Here is a 22532-nt window from a genome sequence, read left to right on the forward strand (position 1 = left end):
TCGGCCATCCGCTGTGTGCGGCGGATCCGCGTGCGCACGGCCCGGTCGGTCGGGTGGACGCGTCGGTGGCAAGGCCCCGGGGGGTTGCGACGGCAACGGGGTTCACGCGGGGGAGTTCACGGGAAGCCGGCCGGGGGTGAAGCTGACCGGGAGGTGTTCGGGGCCGCGCAGGCCGCTCGGCCTCCACCGGAGTTCGCCCGGCGGCACGGCCAGGGCAAGGTCGGGAAGACGTCGTAGGACGGTCCCGATGGCGACTTGGCCCTCCAGACGGGCCAGCGGTGCCCCCAGGCAATAGTGGATGCCGTGCCCGAAGGCGAGATGGGCGTTGTCCCGGCGGGTGATGTCCAGGCGATCGGGGTGCGTGAACCGTGCCGGATCGCGGTCCGCGATGGCGGAGGCGACGACGACCGTGGCGCCGCGAGGGATCCTCACACCCGCGATCTCGACGTCCTCGCGTGCGAACCGGGCGATCCCGGGGTTGACCGGCCCGTCGTAGCGGAGGAATTCCTCGATCGCGTCCGGCAGCAGTGCGGGATTCTCCCGGAGTGAGCGCAGTTGGCCGGGGTGGGCCAGCAGCGCGGAGATACCGCCGCCGATCAGGTTCACAGTGGTGATGTATCCGGCCACCAGCAACAGGAAGGTCATGGCGACGAGTTCGTTCTCGTCCAGCCGCTGCTCCTCGTCCCGGGCGACGATCAACGCGCTGAGCAGATCGTCCGCCGGCCGGTCCCGTTTGGCCTGCAGTAGCCCGGTCAGGTACGAGCGCATGTGCCGCCAGGCGGCGTCCACGACGGCCGGGTCCGGCGGTTCCGAGCCGCGGCGGATCATCTCGTCGGTCCAGCGCTGGAAGTCGTGCCGGTCGGCCGAGGGGACTCCGAGCAGCTCACTGATGACGGTGACCGGCAGGGGCAGGGCGAAGTCCGCGATGAGGTCCGCGCGGCCCGTCGGTACGACCGCGTCGAGCAGACGGTCGCTGATCGCTTGAACGCGGGGGCGGAGTTCGGCGACCCGGCGTGCGGTGAACGCCTTCGACACCAGGCGGCGCAGCCGGGTGTGGTCCGGTGGATCGGCGCGGAGCATGGTGCGCAGAAACGACTCGCGCTCCGTCGCAGGCAGTTGCTGCATCAGCCGGGGGTCCGAGGCGTCGAGGACGTCGCTGCTCAGCCGCGGGTCGGACAGGGCGGCGAGAGCGTCCTCGTAGCGTGTGACCAGCCAGGCCTCCAGGCCGCCCGCGATGACGACGCGCCGCACCGGACCCTCGTCCCGCAGCTGCCGGTAGAACGGGAAGGGATCGGTGAGGAAGTCCGGGTCGGCGTAGGGCAGAAGGACCGGCTGTTGGCTCATGATGCCTCCCGAGGTGCGCCGCGATCACATCCGATGAATCTGTCCGGCTTTGAGATTGTATGTGCCGAAAGTTATGGATCGGGGATTTCAACCCGGGGGCGGGGCGACAGGGGAGGCTCCGGGGCTCTGTTCCGTCGAGGATGTTGCACGGATCGTCGCCGGGACGAGCAGCGGCCGCGGCTGGACCCGACCGGAAACCGGACCCTTGCTCTCGGCTCCGCTCTGGGTACGCCGTCGATGTCGGCAAGGCGTACTGAGCGCCGCCCGGGACAGGAAACCGTCGAAGCCGCCGAAACCGCCGGGATCTCGCCGTGGACGGACGTACCCGAGCGGGTCGAGGGCCCGCGGGATCTCGGTCCACCGGAAGGAGGGGGTGGGACCGGACCGCGCTTCGAGGCTCTGGACGTCGCCGGCGACCTGGGTCTGCTCCCGATGGGCTGCACCGTGGAACCGGCTTCCCCGCGCGGAGCCCTCCAACTGACGGCCGGCCGGACCGCGACCGAACAGAGCACGACCACCGCCCGAGGCGCGGACGTCACGAGGCCCTCACTGTCGGCCGAGTGGGCCGCGGCTGCCCTCGGCCGAAAAGCCCCAGCCGCCCGGCGGAGAAGGCCGACGTCACGAGCGGCGCGGCACCCAGGGCCCGGCGGGCGACGCTCCCTAGGATGTGCGGGTGCGATTCGCGATCTCCATTCCACAGTTCTCCGCAGACGGCGCGTTCGATCCAGCCGCGGTCCGCGCCTACCTCATGCGTGTGGAGCAGTCGGGTTTCGACAGCGCCTGGACGCAGGAGCAGACGCTCGGTTCGAAGCCGCAGCTCGGACCGATCGAGACCATGACCTACGCCGCCGCGTGCACGGAGAAGCTACGCCTTGGATGCGTGGTCTTCGTGTCCACCCTGCACAGTCCGGTCCATCTGGCGAAAAGCATCAGCTCGCTCGACCAGCTCAGCCGCGGCAGGATCGAGGTCGGCTTCGGCACGGGCGGTAAGCAACGCCCGTTCGGGGCCTTCGGTGTCGATCCTGAGCGTTACGTCGCGCGCTTCTACGAGGGCCTCGACGTCATGACCCGGCTCTGGCGCGATGCCAGGACCGACTTCGCCGGCGAGTTCTGGCAGCTGACGGATGCCGCCATGGAACCGAAGCCGTTCCAGAAGCCCAACCCGCCCCTGTGGTTCGGAGGCAGCGGACGCACCGCACTGCGCCGAGCCGTGATGAGTCCCGGCCTGTTCAGCGGCTTCTTCGGCGCCGGACAGGTCTCGACCGCGAAGTTCGCGGATCAGGTCCGGATCGTGCGGGAGGCCCTGGCCGAGTCCGGCAGTCCGGCGGATGACTTCGCGATCGCCAAGCGCGTCTACATCGCCGTGGACGACGACGCCCGGCTTGCCCGCGAACGGATCAACGCCGAGCTGGCCGCGCTCTATATGAGGAAGTCCCCCGAGGTCGAGGCCGCCGCGATCGCGGGAACTCCCGAGGAATGTGCTGTCGAGCTGCGTGAGGTCATCGCCGCGGGCGCCGAACTCGTCCTGTTCACACCGCTGTTCGCGCAGGCCGAACATCTGGAGCGGCTTGCCTCGGAGGTCATGCCGGGACTCGGTGCGGGGGCGTCCGGGTAGCACGGGCGTCGACGCGTGGCACCGGTGGTGGAGCAACGGCTCGGCCGCGGCAGGTCGCGGGCGGCCGCTTGCCGGCGACTCCCTGGAGCGGCCGCTGACCGTGCGGCGGCGTCGACCGGCGACAGGAACCGTCACCCTTCCCCGGACACCGCATAGGCTTCCGGCACGAACAGAAGGACGCTGAAGGCCCTCCATGCAGAAAGCGCGCCGCCGTCTCGACACGGTGGACCGGCGGATCACGGCCGCACTGATGGCGTCACCCCGTGCGTCCTGGCGGAGTGTCGCGGCAGTACTGGGCGTTTCGGAGCGCACGGTCGTACGGCGTGCCGCCCCGCTGTACCAGGATCGCACCCTGCGGGCCACCGCCGTACGCAATCCCGCTCTCTTTCCGCACCTGGTCCCGACGGTCCTGCGCATCCGCTGTCGCCCCGACCGGATCGCCGCGATCGCCGCCGCCCTCGCCCGGCGTGCGGACACCGTCTGGGTCGACATCCTCGGTGGGGGAGACGAGATCTGCATCGTGGCCTTCCTCGACGGACCCGAGGCACGCAACAACCTGCTCCTCCGCGACCTGCCGGCGACCGCTGCAGTCCTGGACGGCTTACGACCTGCTGAAGGTCTTCCCCGCGGGATTCGCATGGAGCGCGGGACTACTGAGCGAGGAGGAGTCCCAGGCACTGTGGCCGGACATGACCCGGCCCTCCGAGGTGCTGTCCCCGCTCCCGGAGGACGCGCAACTCGTCGATGCACTGGTCGAGGACGCCCGTATGACCTATGGAGAGCTCGCGCACCGCACGGGCCGGACCCCGAGGGCCGTACAGCGGCGCCTGCACGCCTTGGTGGAGGCGCATGTCGTCAGGCTGGCCACCGAGGTGGACCTGGCACTGCTGGGAGTGCACGCCGAGGCGCTTCTGTGGATCACAGTGGATCCGGGGGCTTGGGAAGAGACAGGGCAGATCCTCAGTCAGCACCCTCAAGTGCGTTTCACGGCGGCCACAACGGGTTCCAGCAGTCTGCTGGTGGCGGTGGCCGCCACCGATCCCAGCGCGCTGTACACCTTCCTGACCGGCACCGTAGGGGCGTTGACCCGTGTCTCCGGAATAGAGGTGACCCCCATCCTCGCCGGAGTCAAGCGCACCGGCCTTGTACGTCACGCCGCCATCACTTTCTGACGCTGCCTCAGGAGATGGCCTTCGGCCGCAGCCCGGCAGCACCGTCGCACTCGGCCGGACGCTCGTGGCGCGAACAACCTGCCCAACAACTGCGCGTCCTCCGGAGCTGTCCCCGACTGCGGGAACTGACTCCGGACCGGGACTGATCACAGTGCGGCCTGGGCCGGCGACGCCCGCCGTAGGCGTCGAACGCTTGCCAGGACCGGAGTTGCCGTCCGGGCTCGCAGACGGTCCTTCGTCAGCGAGCCCTCGGCGCCGTGCCGACACGGACTGTCCGCGCAGCGGGATCCAGAGGAACCTGCCCGTCGTGGAGCCCGACCGATCCAGCGGGGAGTCATCCCTTGAGAGGGTGGAGGACGCCAAGCCGATCCTCGGCAAGACACTCGACAAGGACGTGACGCAACCATGGGGATGACCGAGATTCCGTCGACCGCCCGGCTCACCGAGGACGAGCGCGCCATCGTGGAAGTGGTCGCCGACTTCGTCGACAACGAGGTGCTCCCTGTCGTTCAGCAGTTGGAGCATTCCGACACCTACCCCGAGAAGCTCATCGAAGAGATGAAGCGGCTCGGGGTGTTCGGCCTGCTCGTGCCCGCCGAGTACGGTGGTGTGGACGTCTCCACCGCCTGCTTCGCCCTGGTCGCCCAGGAACTGGCCCGCGGTTGGATGTCGCTGGCGGGTGCGGTGGGCGGACACTCCGTGGTGGCCTACCTGATCCGTACCTTCGGCACGCCCGAGCAGAAGGCGACGTATCTCTCCGGGATGGCCACCGGCGCCCTGCGCGCCACCATGGCGCTGACCGAGCCTGGCGGTGGCTCCGACCTGAAGGCCATGCGTACCAAGGCGGTACTTGCGGACGGCACGTGGACCGTCAACGGCTCGAAGACCTGGATCACCAACTCCCGCCGGGCCGGACTGATCGCGCTGCTCACCCGCACCGAACCCGAACAGGGCAAGGGCTTCTCCATCCTTCTGGTGGAGAAGGAGGCCGGCTACGAAGTCTCCAGAGACCTGCCCAAGCTCGGCTACAAGGGTGTCGAAAGCTGTGAAGTGCTCTTCGACCAGGTGCAGGTCCCCGAGTCCGCCGTCCTCGGCGGTGTGGCCGGCAGCGGCTTCGCTCAGATGATGCGCGGACTGGAGATCGGCCGGATCCAGGTGGCATCCAGGGCGCTGGGCGTCGCCCAGGCGGCGCTCAACGACGCCACCCGCTATGCCCAGGAGCGGGAGGCCTTCGGCCGTCCGATCTGGGAGCACCAGTCGATCGGCAACTACCTCGCCGACGGGGCCACCAGACTGCGGGCGGCGCGTCTGCTCACCCTGGACGCCGCCGCCCGGGTGGACGCCGGTGAACGCGCCGACATGGAGGCCGGCATGGCCAAGCTGTTCGCGTCCGAGGTCTGTATGGAGGTCGCCCTCAACGCGATCCGGATCCACGGCGGTTACGGCTACTCCACCGAGTTCGACGTCGAGCGCTACTTCCGTGACGCCCCGCTGATGATCGTGGGCGAGGGCACCAACGAGATCCAGCGCAATGTCATCGCCGAACAGCACATCGCCCGCAACCCGCTTGCCGACGGAGGCCGCCGATGAGCCGATCCGACACCTCCGCCCCGCTCCGCGCCCTGGGCCAGGGACCGCGTATCGGCGCCGGAGCCACGGGCGCCGTTCCCGTGCAGGCAGCCTTCGGGGAGGCGCTGGGATGAGCAGCGCCCCCGAGCACTTCGCGGCCGTCGAGGCCGATTGGCGGCCGGAGCCCGTCGAGGCCACCGAGTTCGTCACCGCGGCGCCCGTCCGGGCCTTGGCGGGCCTCTTCGACCAACCGGTCCCCGCGCTGGGCGTCGGCGATCCGCTGCCTCCCCTGTGGCACTGGCTGTATGTGCTGGACCGCCCGGCCCAGGCCGATCTGGGCGAGGACGGGCACCCTCGCGACGGCGGGCTCTTCCTGCCACCGCTGCCGGACCGGCGTCGGATGTTCGGTGGAGGACGGCTGGAATTCCGTGCCCCGATCCGCATCGGCGATCTACTGACCCGCCGTTCCGAGGTGGCGAGGGTACGCGTGCGGCACGGCGGATCCGGCTGGCTGCTCCTCGTGACGGTGCGCCATGAGTACGTCGTCCACGGAGAGATCCGTACAGTCGAGGAGCAGGACCTCGTCTACCGGCAGACGGGCGGGGCGCCCGCTCCCGAGCCTGTCGGGGAAGCGGTCCCGGCCGCACCGGCCGAAGCGCCGGGCGGCCCATGGTCGTTCACCCTGCGGCCGGATCCGACACTGCTCTTCCGCTTCAGCGCGCTTACCTACAACGCCCACCGCATCCACTACGACCGCGACTATGTGCGGGACGTGGAGGGCTACCCGGACCTGGTCGTACACGGTCCCCTGCTGGCGCTGTCGTTGCTGGAACTTCCGCGCCGCTGGGCCCCGGAACGCGCCGTCACAGCCTTCGCGTTCCGATCGAGGGCGCCGCTCTTCGCGCCGAGAGACATCGAGGTGACCGGCGTTCCGGAGGGTGACCGTGTGGTGCTCTCGGCAGGTCTCCCCGGTGCCGCTCCCGGGATGACCGCGTCAGCGACCTTCCGCTGACGGGGGCAGGACGTCCGAGCGGTCGTTGCCCCGCAGAAGAGCCGGGAGGCCGCTGCGAGGGCGCCGTGAACTCTTCGGTCAGACCGAGCCGTCGGCGTGCAGCGCCTTGATCACCTGGTCGTCGTAGCCGAGCGCGCGCAGCACGGTGTCGGTGTGCTCGCCCACGGCCGGGACCGGGTCCATCCGCGGGGTGACTCCGCGCAGGGTCGCAGGGGGCAGCAGGGCTCTGATGGGCCCGCCGGGCGTCTCGACCTCGCGCCATCGGTCGCGGCCGGTCAGGACCGGATGGTCCCAGTACTCGGCGACCGAGTTGAGCCGGGCATTGGCGACGTTGGCCCGGTCCAGCAACTCGATGGCTCCGGCGGCGTCCAGGCCGGCGAAGCGTTCGCTGATGAGCGAGTTGAGTTCCTCGCGGTTGGCCACCCTGGCGGAGCCGCGGTGGAAACGCTCGTCTCCGGCGATTTCCGGGGCCTCCAGGAAGACCCCGCAGAACGACGCCCACTCTCGTTCGTTCTGGACGGCGAGCAGCACGGTCCCGCCATCGCGTGCCGTGAACGGCCCGTAAGGGGCGATGGTGGCGTGCTGGGCGCCGACCCGGGCGGGCTGTACGCCGCTGTACGCCGTGTAATACGCGGGTGAGCCCATCCACTCCGAGAGCGCTTCGAAGAGGGAGACCTCGACCGGGGTGCCGCGGCCGGTGGTGACACGCCGGATCAGCGCTGTGAGGATGCCCGAGTAGGCGTACATCCCGGCGGCGATATCGGCGATCGAGATGCCGACCTTGGCGGGTTCCTCGGGGGAGCCGGTCAGGGAGACGACGCCGGTCTCGCACTGGACCAGCAGGTCGTACGCCTTGCGGTCGGCCCAGGGGCCGTGGTTGCCGTAACCGGAGATGTCGCAGACGATCAGCTTGGGGTGGCGCTCCGCAAGCTCCTCGGCGCCGAGGCGGAGTCGGCGGGTGGCGCCGGGGGCGAGGTTCTGGACGAACACATCGGCGTCGGCGAGCAGCCTGGCCAACACCTCGCGACCGCCAGGGGACTTGAGGTCGAGGGTGACCGACTCCTTCGAGCGGTTGAGCCAGACGAAGTAGCTGGACTGGCCGTGCACCGACTCGTCGTAGGCGCGGGCGAAGTCACCGTCGCCAGGGCGCTCGATCTTGATGACCCGGGCTCCGAGGTCCGCGAGCTGGCGGGTGGCGAACGGAGCGGCAACAGCCTGCTCCAGACTCACCACCGTGATCCCTTCCAGGGGCAGGGCGGTCACAGGGCCTCCTCTGTTCCGGCCGATGTCGTCGAGCAAGACCATCACATCCTGGCCCCTGCGGCGACCAAGGGCGCGGACTCGGTGACCCGGAGACGGTCGGGGCGGCCACGTCCGGATCGACGCTGCCGGTCCAACGGCCCGCAAGGACGGGTCGCTTGAAGACAACAGCCCCGAGGAAACGGCTCATTCATGGACAACGGCACCTCGCCGCACCATGGGGCGGCGAGATGCCGTCGGCTCGGTGCCGGTTCCTCTCGTCAGTGCGAATCTCATGGCCCGTTCGACCGACCGGGGACCGGAGGACGACGCTCCGCGGCCTCGATTCATGCGTGATGTCGCGCACGACCGGCAGTTCCCCTCCAGTGCGGGAGTTCGACGCACATGGCCAGTGCACTTCGGCGGCGTCCCGAGTGGGTCGCTTACGGCATCGTGCTCATCACGCCGCCTCCCCCTCCGGAACGCCAGGGATCGGGCTGCGCAGCCGGACGATGTCGGCTGGGCTGAATCCGCGCTCGGCGGGGACCTCGTCGTTGTGCTTGCCCAGGTCCGGCGCACGCTTGGCCGATACTTTCGGCACCCCGCGGAGATCGATCGGGCTGCTGACGGTCTCCTTGAGGTCGCTGACGCCTTCCAGGGGCACGACGACGTCGTTCGCGCGCAACTGCACGTCCTGCGCCGCCTTCTCCGGAGTCTGGATGAGGCTGAAGGTGATGCGCTCCCGGTCCAGGGCGTCCCTCCAGTGGGCGAAGGGCTGCGAACGGAACGCGGCGTCGAGCACCTCGCTCACGGCGGCGGCGTTGTTGACCAAGCCCTCGACGTCGGCGAAGCGGGGGTCCTCGAGCAACTCGGGGCGCTCGACGGCCCGTGCCAGTCCCGGCCAGTGCACGGACGAGGTTGCCGGCATGAACCACCGGCCGTCCGCCGTCCGGTAAGGGTTGGTCAGCGCGGTCACCGGTGCGTTGCGGTCGTGCAGCTCGAACGGCGTCCCCGTGGCGAGCGCGCCGGCCACGAGGGTTCCGGTGGCCCGGACTCCGGTGGCGAGCAGCGACGTTCCGACGCTGGTCCCCTCACCGGTCAGCTCGCGCGGGTAGAGGGCTGTCACGATGGCGCCGTAGATCGCGACGGCCGAGGTGTAGTCGCCGCTGCCCAGACCGGGGACCGTCGGCCGGGCGCCCGCGTCCCGGGCGGAGGCCGGCAGCCCACCGCGCGACCAGTAGGAGGTCAGGTCGAAGCCCGGCCGGCTGGCGTCGGAGCCTGCATCCCCGAAGCCCGTGATGTCGACGTGGGCGACCCTAGGGTTCCAGCTCGAGACCTGGTCGTAGCCGAGGTGCAGCTTGTCCCGGGTGCCGTGCGGGAAGTTGGTGATCACCACATAGGCCCACTCGACGAGGTGCTTGAGGACCTCCCAGTCGGTGCAGCGCGGCGGATCGCACAACGGTGATCAGCACCCTCGCCGGGTCCATCAACTTCAGGGCTTGCTCGTGCTGCGTCGGGTCCTTGAGATCGAGGGCGACGCTGCGCTTGTTGCGTGGGCTGCGCACGGACCCATCACCACGGTGGACAGGTTGATCACCCGCACACCGTCGAGCGGTCCGCAAGGATTCCGCCATCTCCTCTTCTTCCTTTCGCGTTGTGCTTCGTCGTGCCTGATGCACAACGCTGATGAAGAGCGATGTCAGGTGGAATCGTCGAAATGGGAACGGCGGTGTGACCGCAGCGGTGACACCGGTCACCGGGATTTCCCGGATAGTGATTTCCGGGAATCGGATCGGCGACGGACGGACTCACCGAAAACGTCGCACGCGGCCGTGACCAGCTCTTTCAAGTCCCCGTCGGCGCGGTCGCGGCGCCACACCAGGGCCGTGTCCAAGCTGGGGTGGAAGTCCTTGAACGGCAGTACCGTCACATTCTCGATGCTGTATCCCCGCATCGGGCTTTCCGGTTCGAGAATGGAGATGCAGAATGCCGACCCCTTGGAAATGACTTCCGATATTCCGGCGTAGCCGGTGGCGGTGAGGGTGATGCGATTTCGAATACCGTGCTCCGTCAACGCCTGATCGAGCACCTCGAAATACGGGGGCCTGATCTCCTTGGGCGGGGGGATGTACGCGAGGTCGGCCAGGTCGGCGAGGGCGACGGCGTCCCGGCCGGCGAAGCGATCGGCCGGGACGGCCGCACCCATGCGTTCCGACATGACGTTGATCAGGTCCAGGGCGGGATCGGAGAACGGCAGCCGGGCCAGCGCCAGCGCCAGCCTGCCCTCGCGGACGCTCGCCACCAGGGCCTGGGTGTTGCCCGGCCAGCGCTGGAGATTGAACAGTCCCTGGACGCGGTCGGCGAGTGCGCTGACCCGCGCCCTCAGTTCGGGGTTGAGTCCTGGAGGAATGCCGATCAGCACGGTGCTGCGCTGCACCCGGGTCGCCACTCGCAGCCGCCAGGGGATGGAGCCGAACTGGTCGAGCACGTCGCGGGCGATCGGAAGGAGGGCCGCGCCGGCCGGAGTGAGGGCGATGCTGTGCGTGTCCCGCTCGAACAGCCGCTGCCCGAGTTCGCGCTCCAGATCTCTGATGCGCTGGCTCAGAGGAGGCGTCGCCATGTGGAGCCGTCGAGCCGCTGCCGAGAAGTTGAGTTCCTCGGCGACTGCGACAAAACAGCACAAATGCAGCACTTCCACGCATTCAACGGTAGCCCTGCTTCGCCGCGCGGGGCGGCGGAGTGTGGCGGTGTCGAATTCGGGCGTGTTGTCGCTTTCAGGCTCACCAGGGGCGGACCGGTGACTCAGTGGAGAGGGCTGGAGGGGTGCGCGTCGATCGGCGCAGCGAGCGCCGGTCACCCGGATCGGGCTGCGGAGCCCTCGGGTGTGATGGGGTGCTCGCCGCAGCCTTACAATGGACCCCGTAGTCCATTTTTGAGGAGACGGGTCATGCGCGGCGAGCTGACGGCGAAGGGCAGGGCGACGCGGCAACGGATCGTCGAAGGGGCGGCGGCGGTGCTGCGCGAGCGGGGGGCCGCCTTGGCCACGCTGGACGACATCATGGCCCGGACCGGTACGAGCAAGGGCCAGTTGTTCCACTACTTCCCCGCCGGCAAGGACGAACTGCTCGTCGCGGTTGCCCAGTTCGAGGCGGATCAGGTCCTGGAGGACCAGCAGCCGTATCTGGGATGCCTCGACTCATGGGAGGCCTGGCACCAGTGGCGGGACGTGGTGGTCGAACGCTATGAAGCCCAAGGGGACGAGTGCCCGCTCGGTTCGCTGTTCCTCCAGGTCGGTCGCTCGACTCCCGGCACGCGGGCGATCGTCATCGAGCTGCTGCGCCAGTGGCAGGACAGCCTGGCGGCGGGCGTCCGAGCGCTCCAGGCGGCCGAGCTGATTCCCGCGGACGTCGATGCCGACGTCAGGGCCGCGGCGCTGCTGGCCGCGATCCAAGGGGGCGTGTCGATCCTGCTGTCGACGGGCCGGTCCACCCATCTGCGGGCCGCCCTCGACCAGGGGATCGCGGACCTGCGCGGTACGGGCCACGCCGCGGCCTGACTCGATCCCGGCCGATTCCCCGCCCCCGGACCCGGCGCCTGTCCAGCCGGGCGGCATCACTCGCATGATGTCGCCCGGCTGGACAGGCGCCGGGTCGAAGGTCGAGGGGCGGGGCTGCCGAAACCACCGCTCCCGGGTGCTGACGGGCTCGGTGCCGTGCGTCAGGCGGCGATGACCGCCGCGGTGGTGCGGCCGCCGTCGACGTCGAGCACGATGCCGTGCACGAACGAGGACTCCTCGCCGGCCAGATACACGGCGGCGTTCGCGATGGCGTCAGGAGTGCCCATGCGCCCGGCAGGGGTGCCCTTCATCATGACCTCGCCGGGGTGGACCTCTCCGGGCGCCGGGGTCAGCACCACGCCCGGAGAGATCGCGTTCACCCGGACACCCTGCGGTCCGAACTCCGCCGCCCAGGCCCGGGTCAGGGTCTCCACCGCCCCCTTCGTCGAGCTGTACAGGGCGCCGACCGGAATGCCCAGGCGTGCGATCCAGGAGCCCAGGTTGATGATCGAGCCGCCACCGGCCGTCACCATGGCGGGTGCGATGGCCGCGGTCAGGAAGAACGGCGCCTTCACGTTCACCGCGTAGACCTGGTCGAAAGTCTTCTCGTCGGTCGCGGCCGTGGTGTCGCCGGGGTAGATGCCGGCGTTGTTGACCAGGACGTCGATACGGCCGCCGAGGACCTGTGTCGCCTCCCGGGCCAGGGTCTCCGAGGCCGTGGCGCTTCCGTCCAGGTCGGCCTGCACGAAGTCGGCGCGGCCGCCACGGGCGCGGATCCGGTCGACGACCTCCTTGCCCCGTTCGGCGTTGCGGCCCGAGACGACGACATGCGCCCCCTCGGCGGCGAAGGCCTCGGCGATCGCCCGCCCGATGTTGCTGGTTGCCCCTGTCACCAGGGCCGTCTTGCTCTCGAGCCGCATCGACATGGTCCACTCCGTTGCTCGCGTCTCACCGTGGTCCCGAACGGCCGATTCGCATGGTGCCGCCGACCGGACAGGTGCCCTGGCCAACCAGGGCGAGTGCCACTGTGCGACGACAAAAATGGACCTGCAAGTCCAAACCTTGAGTGCCCGGTGGGGCCTGTGCGCCTTCCGGGACAGAGGGCAGGGCACAGTGACTGGGACGCGGTTCGTGTGACCGAAGGCGATCGGTCTGCCGTCGGACCTGTCGGGCCGACAGATATTGCCGCCTGTCCTGGCCTCTGAACGGGTCGGCGGCCCGTCGGCGGAGCGCCGAATCGGTGGCCGGCAGCCGTGCGGCGGCCAGGTGCGGGGTTGCCTCGGCACGCCTGGACGCCGCCACGCCTGTCTGCCTCAGCCGAAATGCCGGATCCTTGCGTCGGCCCCAGGCGTGTACGCAGGCCAGTCACTCGCGGAACCGGTGGCGACGAACGCGGCGACTGCCGTGCCGAATTCACGCCCCAGTGCTCGCTGACCGTCTCCCGGTTCGCCCAGCATCGGGCTGTCCGGGTAGTTGTCGAACGTCATGAAGAGGAAGGGCAGTTCCACGCAGTGAGCGGCGCCCAGGTGGTCGGGGTCACCGGCGGGACGGTAGTCGAATCGGTAGACGTATGTGCCGTTGCCGTCGGCGGCGTGGTGGTCGGCTATCCGGAGCGCGTCGTTGCGGAAGAGGGCATCGGTGTGCAGCGCGGTGAACACCTCCGCCGGTGTCCCGTGCGGGACCTTCGCCGCGTACTGCTGATACGCCGCCGGTGCTTCGGAGCCGAGCCGGCCGGCCAGGAGGTCGAGAGCGCCTTGCTCCGTGAGCGACTGAATGCGGGGGTCGAAGGCGAAGAACGCGGTCATCTCGTTCCGGGCGGTGCCGATCAGGAGGTCCTTGCCCTGCAGGCGCCCGTCCGGGAGCGCCTGCTGCCAGGAACGAGGGAGACCGGCGCCGCCGAGCACCGGGTACATGGGAGGGGCCGAGTCACCGGGGCGTGCGAGTCGGGCTCCCAACTCGGCGTAAGTGGAGAGAAGTTGTTCGACGGGAAGCGATCGGAGTGCCGCTCCGGGGTCGGGACTGCCCTCGATGCCCAACAGCTTCAGGTACTCCTCGGCGGTCTCGGCGGCCTGCTCGGGATCCTGTGGGGGAAGGCCCCAGGGGCCGCTCTCCAGAAGGACACGATCGACCAGAAAGCCGGTCGCGGGATCGAGAGCCAGGTAGAGAGCCGCATACGCACCGGCCGACTGACCGCCGACGGTCACGGCTTGCGGATCGCCACCGAAAGAAGCGATGTTGTCTCGTACCCACCGCAGTACAGCGCCCTGATCCTGAACTCCGAGGTTGTCGGCCCCGATCTGGGGCAGATGCAGGTAGCCGAGCGGCCCCAACCGGTAATTGGCGGTGACCACCACCACGTTGCCGGTCTGCGCCAGGCGGGCTCCGTCGTACCAGTCCCATCCGCCCGAGCCGCTGGTGAAACCGCCTCCGTGGAACCAGACCAGAACGGGACGAGGGTTGTTGTCCTCGAGGGCCGATCGCGGAGTCCACACGTTCAGGGTGAGGGAACCGTCCTCACTCCAATACGGCTTTCGGTGCCCCATGATCCGCTCCAGCCGGGACGGCCCCTGTGGTGCGGCCGGACCGGCGCTGACGGCCTCACGTACTTCCGACCATCCCGGATGGTTCTGTGGTGCGGTCAAGCGCAGCGCGTCCACCGGTGAGGCGGCATAGGGGATCCCGCGGAAGGAGAACACCGGCCCCTCGTCCGAGCCACGGATCGTGCCTCGGTCCGTGGTCACAACCTGGCTCATGAGGTCCGTCATCGTCTCCACCTCTCCTGCGCCGTATGTGCTTGACCTCGTTGTAATGCCGGCAGCGCATGTATGCCAGAAGAGGTCGTGAAGCCGACGAACGAAGGACAAAAGATCTGGTGATCCGCCGAAAGTACGCCATCGCTGGATGCGATCGTGCATCGGGAGTCCTCGCCCCGGGCTCTTCTCGAGGATCCTGCCTCCCTTCGCCACCGATTGTCAGGGCTGCGATGCTGTGAGGAGGCGGCCGGGTGCCCGTGCGACGGCATCGCGGTACGAGCCGGCCGCGTCTCCGGGTCCACGCACGGCGATCCGGCACGGAGGTCGACATGGCGGGCACCGTCCAGCACACGTTCTTCGCGGTCAACGGCGTCCGGCTGCACGTCGCCGAGCAGGGCCAAGGCCCGCTTGTCGTGCTGTTGCACGGATTTCCGGAGAGCTGGTACTCGTGGCGGCACCAATTCGGCCCACTGGCTGCGGCGGGGTACCGCGTCGTCGCCCCCGACCAGCGTGGTTACGCCCGCAGCGAGCAGCCCGAACCCGTCGAGGCGTACACCCTGCTGCATCTCGCCGGAGACGTCGTCGGGCTGGTCGATGCAGTGGGCGCCGAACAGGTGGTGCTCGTGGGGCACGACTGGGGTGCGTTTGTGGCCTGGGTGACCGCCATGCTGCGTCCCGACGTCGTGCGCGCCGTGGCCGGCCTGAGCGTCCCGCCGGTACTGCCCGGGGGGATGAGTCCGCCGTCGATCACGCGGAAGAGGTTCGGTGACGGCTTCTACCAGGTTGCCTTCCAGGAACCGGGAGTCGCCGATACAGTGCTCGCCCGGGACCCGGAGACCACGTTCCGCCGGATACTGTTCGGGGGTTCGGGGGACAACCCGTCCGGCATCAACCCCTGGATCGTTCCCGAAGGCGGCACGCTGCTGGACTTCATGCCGGAACCGGCACAACTGCCGGAATGGCTCACTCAAGAAGACATCGAGGCCTTCGCCGGCGACTACGTCCGTCACGGGGAACGGGCCTTCACCGGCGGCCTGAACTGGTACCGGAACACCGAACGCAACTGGGAACTGCTCGCGGCCTTTCGTGGCCGACGGATCGAGGTGCCGGCGCTGTACATCGCCGGGGACCGCGACATGGTCGTCGGCATGTCCGGAGGTGGAGACTCGATCGTGAAGAGGGTCGAGCAGGCGGCACCGAAGCTGCGGCGCGGTGTGATCCTGCCCGGCTGCGGCCACTGGACCCAACAGGAACGCCCGGACGACGTCAACCGAGGGCTCGTGGAGTTCCTTGCGCAGTTGCCCTGAACCGGCACGACTGACGACCTGGCCCGGCCCCTGGCGTCAGTGGGCGTTGCTGCGGCGCGCGTAGGCGCGGGCGGCGCGGGCGCGGTCGCCGCAGCGGGTGGAGCACCAGTGGCGGCGGCCGTGGCGGAGCAGGTATCGGTTGCAGGGCGTGGAGCCGCATGCGGTGAGGCGTGCGGCGTCGGGGCCGGTGAGCAGGTCGGCGGCGCCGGCTGCGAGCGTGGCCAGGGCGTGGTCGACCATGGCGGTGGTGGGATGGGGGATGGTCCGGTACGGGCCGGTCCTGTCGTCCCACTGCAGCAGCGGGGCGGTCGGCACGCGGGTCATCGCATCGTTGACGGCCGTGATGGCGGCGGGGTGAGCGGGCACGCCGGAGGCGTGGGAGGCGAACAGCGATCTGATCTGTTCGCGAAGCGAGCGCAGTTGCGTCGCGCACATCTCCCGCATGCCGGCGTCGACCGGGGCGAGGCCACGCTCCGTCAGCCACTGATTCGCCTGCGCGGGGGTACCCAGGAGGTCCACGGTGAGGCCGCCGGGCAGCGCGATAGCACTGTTGGCCAGGGCGATGGAGAGGTGCTCGTCCTCGCCCTGCGCGGGCGGCAGGCCGGGCTGTTCGATCACGGACTCCTTCATGGTTCTCATGGTACGGGTTGCGTGCATCCGTGAGAAGCCGCTACGGTCTTGTCACGGTTCACTTGAATCTATCCGTGAGGTGTTTGGTGTCCTCTCTCCCTGCAGCGACCGAGCAGTTCCCCGTCCGGGTGTACGGCGGCCCGACCGCCGGCTTCGCATACGGAGGTCTGCGGTTGTTGACCGATCCGACGTTCGACGGCCCAGGCGCATACGGCCGGCCGGGCCGCGTTCTGACCAAGACCGCCCCCGCCGCCGCCACGCCCGCCGACCTCGGCCGCATCGACCTGGTTCTGCTCTCGCACGACGAGCACCCCGACAACCTCGACAACTCCGGCCGGGCCTTGCTCGCCGACGTTCCCCTGACCTTGACGACGCCCGGAGGCGGGGAGCGCCTGGGGGACAGGGCCAAGGGCCTGGCCGACTGGGAGTCCATCGAACTGAACCGCCCCGACGGGGGCACGATCACCGTCACCGGGGTCCCCGCGATCCACGGTCCCGGTTCCCGGGAAGAGGTGGAACCGTTCACCGGTCAGGTCGTCGGCTTCGTCCTGACCGGCGAAGGCCTGCCCACCGTCTATGTCAGCGGCGACAACGCTTCGCTGGACGCCGTTCGGGAGATCGCCGGCCGCTTCGCCCCCATCGACACCGCCATCCTTTTCGCCGGCGCCCCCCGCTTCCCCGGCCTTTTCGACAACCAACTCATCGTCCTGGACAGTGCCCAGGCGGTCGAGGCCGCCGGGATCCTCGGCGCCCGCCGCGTTGTTCCCGTCCACTACGACAGCTGGGCCCACTTCACCGAGGGCCGCGACGACATCGAGGCCGCCTTCACCGCCGCCGGGCTGTCCGACCGTCTGGACTGGGGCGGACGGAGCTGACCTCCGGCGCCCATGGCGGCGACAAAAAGGATGAGCCCGACACTCGTGTCCTGGGTCCGGCCCATCGCTCGGGCCCTGGCCGGGCGATCGGCAACCGCGTCGGAGGTCTGTCGGGCGTCGTGTCCGGCTGGGTTCCACGTGAAGGGCGTGCTCCCCACCTCGGTTCGCGGCGTCCAGATGCCGGGTGATGGCCGCCCGGCACGGCTCACTCGCCCGACGACGTGCGTCGGTGCCAAGCTGAGAGTGCGAGAAGCCTTCGACGGCGATCCGTTCCGCGGGTGGAACTCGGACCCGGCGTCCAGCTCGTCCGTACCTGCCTGTCGAGTCGTCCTGCTCCACCCGCGGCAAGACCGGAGCGAGGAAACTATGAACGACCAAGAAAGCGCCTACCCTCCGGAAGAAACCGCACTGCTGGTCATCGACCCGTACAACGACTTCCTGTCCGAGGGCGGGAAGCTGTGGCCCTCGGCGAAGGAGGTGGCGGAAGGTGTGGGGCTGCTCGACCATATGCGCGCGATCCTTTCCGCCGCACGCAGCCTCGGTTTCCACGTCTTCATCGTGCCCCACCACCAGACGAAGCCCGGCGACTACCGTACGTGGGACCATCTGTCCCCGACCCAGCAGCACGTCGTCCGGAGACAGGTGTTCGCCGCGGGCAGCTGGGGAGCCGAGTGGCACCCTGACTTCGTACCGCGTGAGGGAGAGCTGGTCATGCGCCAGCACTGGGCCTCGAGCGGCTTCGCCAACACCGATCTGGACATGCTGCTCAAACAACATCGTGTTCAAAAGATCGTGCTCATCGGTATGAAGGCCAACACCTGCGTCGACACCACGGCACGCTTCGGCCAGGAATTGGGATACCACGTGACGCTCATCCGTGACGCCATCGGCGCCTTCAACTGGGACGAGATGAGGGCGACGTTCGACATCAACGCGCCCGCGTACGCGCACGCCGTCCTCACCACCGACGAGTTCCTCACGATGGTGGAGAAGCGGACTCACGAAATGACGCCATGACGTGCGGGCTTCACCCAGGTGGCGAGGCGAGCGTCAACAACACGGCATCGTCGGACAGGTGGCCGTGCCGGTCATGGGCCGCGAACGCAGAAACGAGCGTGCGGCGCCGACCCGGACCGCGCTAGGGTCCCCCATGTGCAGGTGCGCAGGCTGCGGTTACTTCCGCCTTGACAGCGGGTGACGCGGGTTCGAATCCCGCCGCCGGCATGGTGCCGGTGTCGTCCAGCGGCCCAGGACACCTTGTGTACCGCCGCCGACTCCGAACTCTGCACACCTACGGCGCGAGCCGCCCGCCCCTGGAGACATGGGGCGGCCGGCTTCGTCACGTCAACGGACGTACCCGAAGCGGCCGGTGAACGGGCTGATGAGGACTCGCGGAGGCCTGAAAACCCCCGACGGACCTGGACCTGGGATGCAAGCCTCGGTGTCACCTGACCACCCAGTGTGATCCCTGCCCGTCGTGCTCCTGGATCGGTGACACGCGCACGTCCAGGCCGAAACGGTCTCGCCGACCGGAACGGGTCCTGCGCCTGGTCACCTGGATGACCGGGCACCCGTCCGCGAGGAGCGGCCCGACGAGGAGCGAGCGCTCCGCGAGCCATGTGTCCGTGGACGCGCCGCCGACACAGCGGTGCTCATGCGTCGACCGCGCGGGTGGTCTCGGCCCAGGTGTCCAGGTCGGCCAGGCGTGCGGTGAGGGCGTTGCGCATGGCGTCCGCGCCCGAGGCGCCCAACGCCAGTCGAAGGGGCGGTGTGTCACTGTCTGCGGCGGTTCGGATTCCCGCCGCGATGCGCGCCGGTGATGCGAAGGCCGACGCGGGCAGTTCGTCGATCGACTTCTGCACCTCGCGGACGGTCTGGTCGTAGTCGGGAACCACGGCCGCGAGATCGAGGTTGTCGAGGAACGCGGTGGCGGTGGGTCCGGGCTGGACCATGGTGACTTTGATACCGAGCGGGGCGAGTTCGTCGACGAGCGCGTCCGACAGCCCCTCGACGGCGTACTTGGTCGCTGCCAGGAGGCCGACGCCGGGATGGGCGCTCTGCCCGTAGAGCGAGGACCCCTGGAAGACGTGGCCGGAGCGCTGGGCGCGCAGCACGGGCAGCGTCGCACGGAGCACGTTGAGGACGCCGAAGACGTTGGTGTCGAAGATGGCGCGGGCCTGCTCGTCGGTGGCCTCCTCGACGGCGCCGAAGAGGCCGTAGCCCGCGTTGTTGGCCACCACGTCGATGCGGCCGAATCGGTCTACTGCCTGCTCGACCGCCGCGGTCACGGCCGGCTGGTCGCGTACGTCCGCGTCGATCAGGAGCAGCCGGTCGGGGTGGGCCGCCTGGAGGTCCTTGAGCGATGCCGTGCTGCGGGAGAGCGCGGCGACGTTCTCTCCGGCCTCCAGCGCTTGGGCGGTGAGCTCGCGGCCGATGCCGGAGGTGGCGCCGGTGATCAGCCAGGTGGGGGACTGGGATATATGTGTCATGTTTACGAACGTAATGCGCCTTCTGTGCTCCTTCGACCGCGCCCGTATCGATGGCGCCTGTAGTGGGCTGGCCGTGCCGACGAACAAGGTGTGTGTCCCCTGTCGAAGCCGATCAGCGCGGCGGCGAAGGCCACCCACGCCGCGGGCCGAACCGCAGCGCCGTATCCCGGCCGACCGGCCGTTCCGCATCCAGCCGGCCGCCCCCTGGTGATCGCCTCCGGGATTCCTGCAATGCCTTGCCCGGCCGATCGGCCGACGCGTCCCGCGATCGGATCGCCGGGTCGGCCGCCGATCGCGCCTTCACCCGATCCATGGACCTCGCCGCCTGAGCACATGCTGGACCCGTCAGCGACATGAGATGTCCTGGACTGCTCGGCAATGCTGCGGTCGCGGGTGGGTACCAGGGTGCCCTCCACGATCAGCGCCGCGTTCTTCGCGAACCGCTTGCGTGGCTCGAGCGCGAGCTTCCGGCCGAGGTGGTCAATCACGCGACTGACTGCAGACTTCGACATACCGAGCAGCGGTGCCAGTTGCCCCGAGGTCAGGTCAGGGCGCCAGTACGCGGCCACCAGCAGCACACGGTCCGCTGGTGGCAGCCTCCGCGGACGCCCCGGCCCGACGCATCGGCACCCTCCCTGCGCAGCTGGTTCACCAACTTGCTCAAGGAGCGCCGGCTCAGCCCAGTGAACGGGGCTGTCCAGGACGGCTCCGCCGCCGTGATCACACCAGCCGTCCGCAGATCATTTCAGTTGCCGACACGCCTCCTCACGACTGATGCTGGGCACCGAGCAGGCAAGGGGGACACGATGGGACTGATGCTCTTCCCACATGACGACGACGTCGCGAGCCCGGACATCTCCTGGTCCTACTCCGGCTTCGGCATGTTCAGGAAGTGGCTCGCCCAGGCCGAGGGGTTCACGCTGGCCGAGATGGACGGCTTCGGCGGAGATCGTCAGTGGCGCAGCGTCTCGACCACGCTGGCGCCCCTGCTCAACCATCCGGACGACGACGGCCCCGACCTCGCGCCCGCTGAATGCGAAGCCATGTTGCCCCGGCTGGAAACGATTCTCGACCGTTGTCAGCCTGACGACAGCGACCCCGTCCGACGGCATTTCGAGGACATCCGTCAGTTGGTCACCGTCCTGCGGTTCTGTGTGGACAAGGACGTTGAGCTGGTCTTCGGCTGACCACCGGAGTGCGGAGTACCCCGTCGCTGAGGGGATGGCCCACGGTCACGGGACAACCCGGCGCCGCGGATTGTGCGCCGGGGCACGGGGTCGGCGGTGACCTGGCGGCGGGCCCGGACGGTGTTGTGGTCCGCGCAGGGCGGCCTGGTCAAGCCGGCCGACTTCCTGGTCGACAGGGAGCGTCCGGCCCTCGGAGTTGGCGTGACTTTCTCTTGCGGCCACGTCCTTCACATAGCGCGGCACTACAGGGCGAACATTGGTCGATGCGGCACTCAGTGGCGGGGGCGCTGATCGTCGACCAGGGCGAGGCTGTGCTGTCCGCCTCCGTCGATGGTGTGTACGTGGGTGAGGGATCGGGTGCAGGGGGCGGTCTGGCCGGGTGCGCACACGGGAACCGGTGTGTTCCGGCTGGTGGTGGTGCCGTCACCGAGCTGACCGAGGCCGTTGTTGCCCCACGCGAGAGCGCCGTCCTCGCCCAGCGCCAGGCTGTGGCGTCCGCCCGCGGTGATGGTGTGTACGTGGGTGAGGGATCGGGTGCAGGGGGCGGTCTGGCCGGGTGCGCACACGGGAACCGGTGTGTTCCGGTTGGTGGTCGTGCCGTCACCCAGCTGACCGGCACCGTTGTTTCCCCAGGCGAGAGCGGCGCCGCCATCGCGCAGTGCCAGGCTGTGAGTGCGGCCTGCGCCAATGGTGTGTACGTGGGTGAGGAATCGGGTGCAGGGGGCGGTCTGGCCGGGTGCGCACACGGGAACCGGCGTGCTCCGGTTCGTGGTGGTGCCATCACCCAGCTCACCGAAACCGTTGTCTCCCCAAGCGAAGGCTGTACCGTCCTTGGCCAGTGCCAGGCTGTGAGTGCGGCCTGCGGCGATGGCGTGGACGTGGGTGAGGAATCGGGTGCAGGGGGCGGTCTGGCCGGGCGCGCACACCCGGACCGGTGTGCTCCGGTTGTTCGTGGTGGTGCCGTCACCCAGCTGACCAAAACCGTTGGTTCCCCAGGCGAGGACGGTGCCGTCCTCGCGCAGTGCCAGGCTGTGGCCGCCATGTGCGCTGATGGTGTGTACGTGGGTGAGGAATCGGGTGCAGGGCGCGGTTTGGCCGGTCGCACACACCGGAACCGGTGTGCTTCGGTTGGTGGTGGTGCCGTCACCCAGCTGACCGCCGCCGTTGTTGCCCCAGGCGAGGACTGTGCCGTCCTTGCGGAGCGCCAGGCTGTGGCTGGTGCCTGCGGCGACGTCCACCACGTCGGTGAGGAATCGGGTGCAGGGGGCGGACTGGCCGGGCGCGCACACCCGGACCGGTGTGCTCCGGTTGGTGGTGGTGCCGTCACCCAGCTGACCCGAACTGTTGTCTCCCCAGGCGAGGACCGTGCCGTCCTTGCGCAGCGCGAGGCTGTTGGTGGTGCCTGCGGCGATGCCCACCACGTCGGTGAGGAATCGGGTGCAGGGGGCGGTTTGGCCGGTCGCGCACACCCGGACCGGCGTGCTCCGGTGGACGGTGGTGCCGTCACCCAGCTGACCCGAACCGTTGTCTCCCCAAGCGAGGCTGGTGACCTCTGGTTTGCCGGCGTCGGCCACAGGGCTCTGCCGTGCGCCAGGAGCCGCGGCGGTGGCCATCAGGGCCGCTATGGCGACGGCGACAACGCGCCTGCGCAGCGGCCTGCCATCGCATGCGAGAAGCATGGGAAGCCTTTCATGCAACTGGTAGCGGACGGGTCCCCGAAGGAGTCGCCTCGGCTTGAACGTCATCACACAGTTATGCCGCGCTCCTGGGCGATTCCTCATCGA

At 69.3% G+C, this 22532-nt stretch carries 18 protein-coding genes, 1 tRNA gene and 2 pseudogenes; 10 read left to right on the plus strand and 11 right to left on the minus strand.

The window, feature by feature from the left end; translation table 11 throughout:
* Nucleotides 1–102: 102 nt before the first annotated feature.
* Nucleotides 103–1344 (minus strand): cytochrome P450 family protein, encoded by a 1242-nt coding sequence (locus tag ACSHXN_RS39385; RefSeq protein WP_438305779.1) that lies wholly within the window; start codon nt 1342–1344, stop codon nt 103–105.
* 673 nt (nt 1345–2017) lie between these two features.
* Between ACSHXN_RS39385 and ACSHXN_RS39390 the strand changes: the two genes are divergently transcribed.
* From ACSHXN_RS39390 to ACSHXN_RS39405, 4 genes are all read left to right on the plus strand, one after another.
* The gene (locus tag ACSHXN_RS39390; RefSeq protein WP_438305781.1) at nt 2018–2959 is read left to right on the plus strand and encodes an LLM class flavin-dependent oxidoreductase; all 942 of its coding nucleotides are present in this window, start codon (nt 2018–2020) and stop codon (nt 2957–2959) included.
* A gap of 689 nt (nt 2960–3648) precedes the next feature.
* On the plus strand, nt 3649–4131 hold the full coding sequence (locus ACSHXN_RS39395) for an Lrp/AsnC family transcriptional regulator (protein ID WP_438305783.1): 483 nt from the start codon (nt 3649–3651) through the stop codon (nt 4129–4131).
* 405 nt (nt 4132–4536) lie between these two features.
* Complete coding sequence (locus tag ACSHXN_RS39400) at nt 4537–5721, plus strand: acyl-CoA dehydrogenase family protein (RefSeq protein WP_356113927.1); 1185 nt, start codon at nt 4537–4539, stop codon at nt 5719–5721.
* A gap of 109 nt (nt 5722–5830) precedes the next feature.
* Nucleotides 5831–6712: an FAS1-like dehydratase domain-containing protein gene (locus tag ACSHXN_RS39405; RefSeq protein ID WP_438305785.1), complete on the plus strand. Its 882-nt coding sequence runs from the start codon at nt 5831–5833 to the stop codon at nt 6710–6712.
* A gap of 78 nt (nt 6713–6790) precedes the next feature.
* On the opposite strand, the gene ACSHXN_RS39410 is transcribed toward ACSHXN_RS39405, so the two are convergent.
* The 4 genes and pseudogenes from ACSHXN_RS39410 to ACSHXN_RS39425 all read right to left on the minus strand — a co-directional run bounded on the left by ACSHXN_RS39410 (nt 6791) and on the right by ACSHXN_RS39425 (nt 10808).
* Nucleotides 6791–8017: a CaiB/BaiF CoA transferase family protein gene (locus ACSHXN_RS39410; protein ID WP_438305787.1), complete on the minus strand. Its 1227-nt coding sequence runs from the start codon at nt 8015–8017 to the stop codon at nt 6791–6793.
* A gap of 394 nt (nt 8018–8411) precedes the next feature.
* Nucleotides 8412–9410 (minus strand): CaiB/BaiF CoA transferase family protein, encoded by a 999-nt coding sequence (locus tag ACSHXN_RS39415; RefSeq protein ID WP_438305790.1) that lies wholly within the window; start codon nt 9408–9410, stop codon nt 8412–8414.
* Nucleotides 9411–9438: 28 nt separating this feature from the next.
* Nucleotides 9439–9585: pseudogene (locus tag ACSHXN_RS39420) on the minus strand (hypothetical protein); the annotation flags it as partial.
* Between the two features lie 119 nt (nt 9586–9704).
* Nucleotides 9705–10808, minus strand: a complete 1104-nt coding sequence (locus ACSHXN_RS39425; RefSeq protein ID WP_355133671.1) for a LysR family transcriptional regulator — start codon at nt 10806–10808, stop codon at nt 9705–9707.
* Between the two features lie 90 nt (nt 10809–10898).
* Here ACSHXN_RS39425 and ACSHXN_RS39430 point away from each other — a divergent pair, with 90 nt between their 5' ends.
* Complete coding sequence (locus tag ACSHXN_RS39430) at nt 10899–11507, plus strand: TetR/AcrR family transcriptional regulator (protein ID WP_355133669.1); 609 nt, start codon at nt 10899–10901, stop codon at nt 11505–11507.
* A 161-nt stretch (nt 11508–11668) separates the two neighbouring features.
* Here the strand turns inward: ACSHXN_RS39430 and ACSHXN_RS39435 are convergent, their stop codons facing one another.
* Together ACSHXN_RS39435 and ACSHXN_RS39440 are read right to left on the minus strand one after the other, a co-directional pair.
* Complete coding sequence (locus ACSHXN_RS39435) at nt 11669–12433, minus strand: SDR family NAD(P)-dependent oxidoreductase (RefSeq protein ID WP_355133667.1); 765 nt, start codon at nt 12431–12433, stop codon at nt 11669–11671.
* Nucleotides 12434–12820: 387 nt separating this feature from the next.
* Entirely contained in the window at nt 12821–14272 is a 1452-nt protein-coding gene (locus ACSHXN_RS39440; protein WP_438305792.1) for a carboxylesterase/lipase family protein, read from the minus strand.
* A gap of 317 nt (nt 14273–14589) precedes the next feature.
* Between ACSHXN_RS39440 and ACSHXN_RS39445 the strand changes: the two genes are divergently transcribed.
* Complete coding sequence (locus ACSHXN_RS39445; protein ID WP_383358866.1) at nt 14590–15567, plus strand: alpha/beta fold hydrolase; 978 nt, start codon at nt 14590–14592, stop codon at nt 15565–15567.
* A gap of 36 nt (nt 15568–15603) precedes the next feature.
* Here ACSHXN_RS39445 and ACSHXN_RS39450 read toward each other — a convergent pair whose 3' ends face one another.
* Entirely contained in the window at nt 15604–16197 is a 594-nt protein-coding gene (locus ACSHXN_RS39450; RefSeq protein ID WP_356114565.1) for a CGNR zinc finger domain-containing protein, read from the minus strand.
* An 86-nt stretch (nt 16198–16283) separates the two neighbouring features.
* Between ACSHXN_RS39450 and ACSHXN_RS39455 the strand changes: the two genes are divergently transcribed.
* The 3 genes from ACSHXN_RS39455 to ACSHXN_RS39465 all read left to right on the plus strand — a co-directional run bounded on the left by ACSHXN_RS39455 (nt 16284) and on the right by ACSHXN_RS39465 (nt 18296).
* On the plus strand, nt 16284–17072 hold the full coding sequence (locus tag ACSHXN_RS39455) for an MBL fold metallo-hydrolase (RefSeq protein ID WP_355133659.1): 789 nt from the start codon (nt 16284–16286) through the stop codon (nt 17070–17072).
* Between the two features lie 366 nt (nt 17073–17438).
* Nucleotides 17439–18089 carry a cysteine hydrolase family protein gene (locus ACSHXN_RS39460; RefSeq protein WP_355133657.1) on the plus strand — a complete coding sequence of 217 codons (651 nt, stop codon included), beginning with the start codon at nt 17439–17441 and terminating at the stop codon, nt 18087–18089.
* A gap of 137 nt (nt 18090–18226) precedes the next feature.
* A tRNA-Ser gene (locus ACSHXN_RS39465) sits at nt 18227–18296 on the plus strand.
* Between the two features lie 428 nt (nt 18297–18724).
* On the opposite strand, the gene ACSHXN_RS39470 is transcribed toward ACSHXN_RS39465, so the two are convergent.
* Both ACSHXN_RS39470 and ACSHXN_RS39475 read right to left on the minus strand, forming a co-directional pair.
* On the minus strand, nt 18725–19561 hold the full coding sequence (locus ACSHXN_RS39470) for an SDR family NAD(P)-dependent oxidoreductase (protein WP_438305797.1): 837 nt from the start codon (nt 19559–19561) through the stop codon (nt 18725–18727).
* A gap of 364 nt (nt 19562–19925) precedes the next feature.
* Nucleotides 19926–20300, minus strand: a pseudogene (locus ACSHXN_RS39475) (helix-turn-helix domain-containing protein); the annotation flags it as partial.
* Nucleotides 20301–20376: 76 nt separating this feature from the next.
* Here ACSHXN_RS39475 and ACSHXN_RS39480 point away from each other — a divergent pair.
* Nucleotides 20377–20748: a hypothetical protein gene (locus ACSHXN_RS39480; protein ID WP_383358868.1), complete on the plus strand. Its 372-nt coding sequence runs from the start codon at nt 20377–20379 to the stop codon at nt 20746–20748.
* A 272-nt stretch (nt 20749–21020) separates the two neighbouring features.
* Here the strand turns inward: ACSHXN_RS39480 and ACSHXN_RS39485 are convergent, their stop codons facing one another.
* Nucleotides 21021–22427, minus strand: a complete 1407-nt coding sequence (locus ACSHXN_RS39485) for an RCC1-like domain-containing protein (protein WP_438305799.1) — start codon at nt 22425–22427, stop codon at nt 21021–21023.
* Nucleotides 22428–22532 lie beyond the last annotated feature (105 nt).

The sequence above is a fragment of the Streptomyces sp. HUAS TT11 genome (assembly GCF_051553595.1).
In the GTDB taxonomy this organism is placed as follows: Bacteria; Actinomycetota; Actinomycetes; order Streptomycetales; family Streptomycetaceae; genus Streptomyces.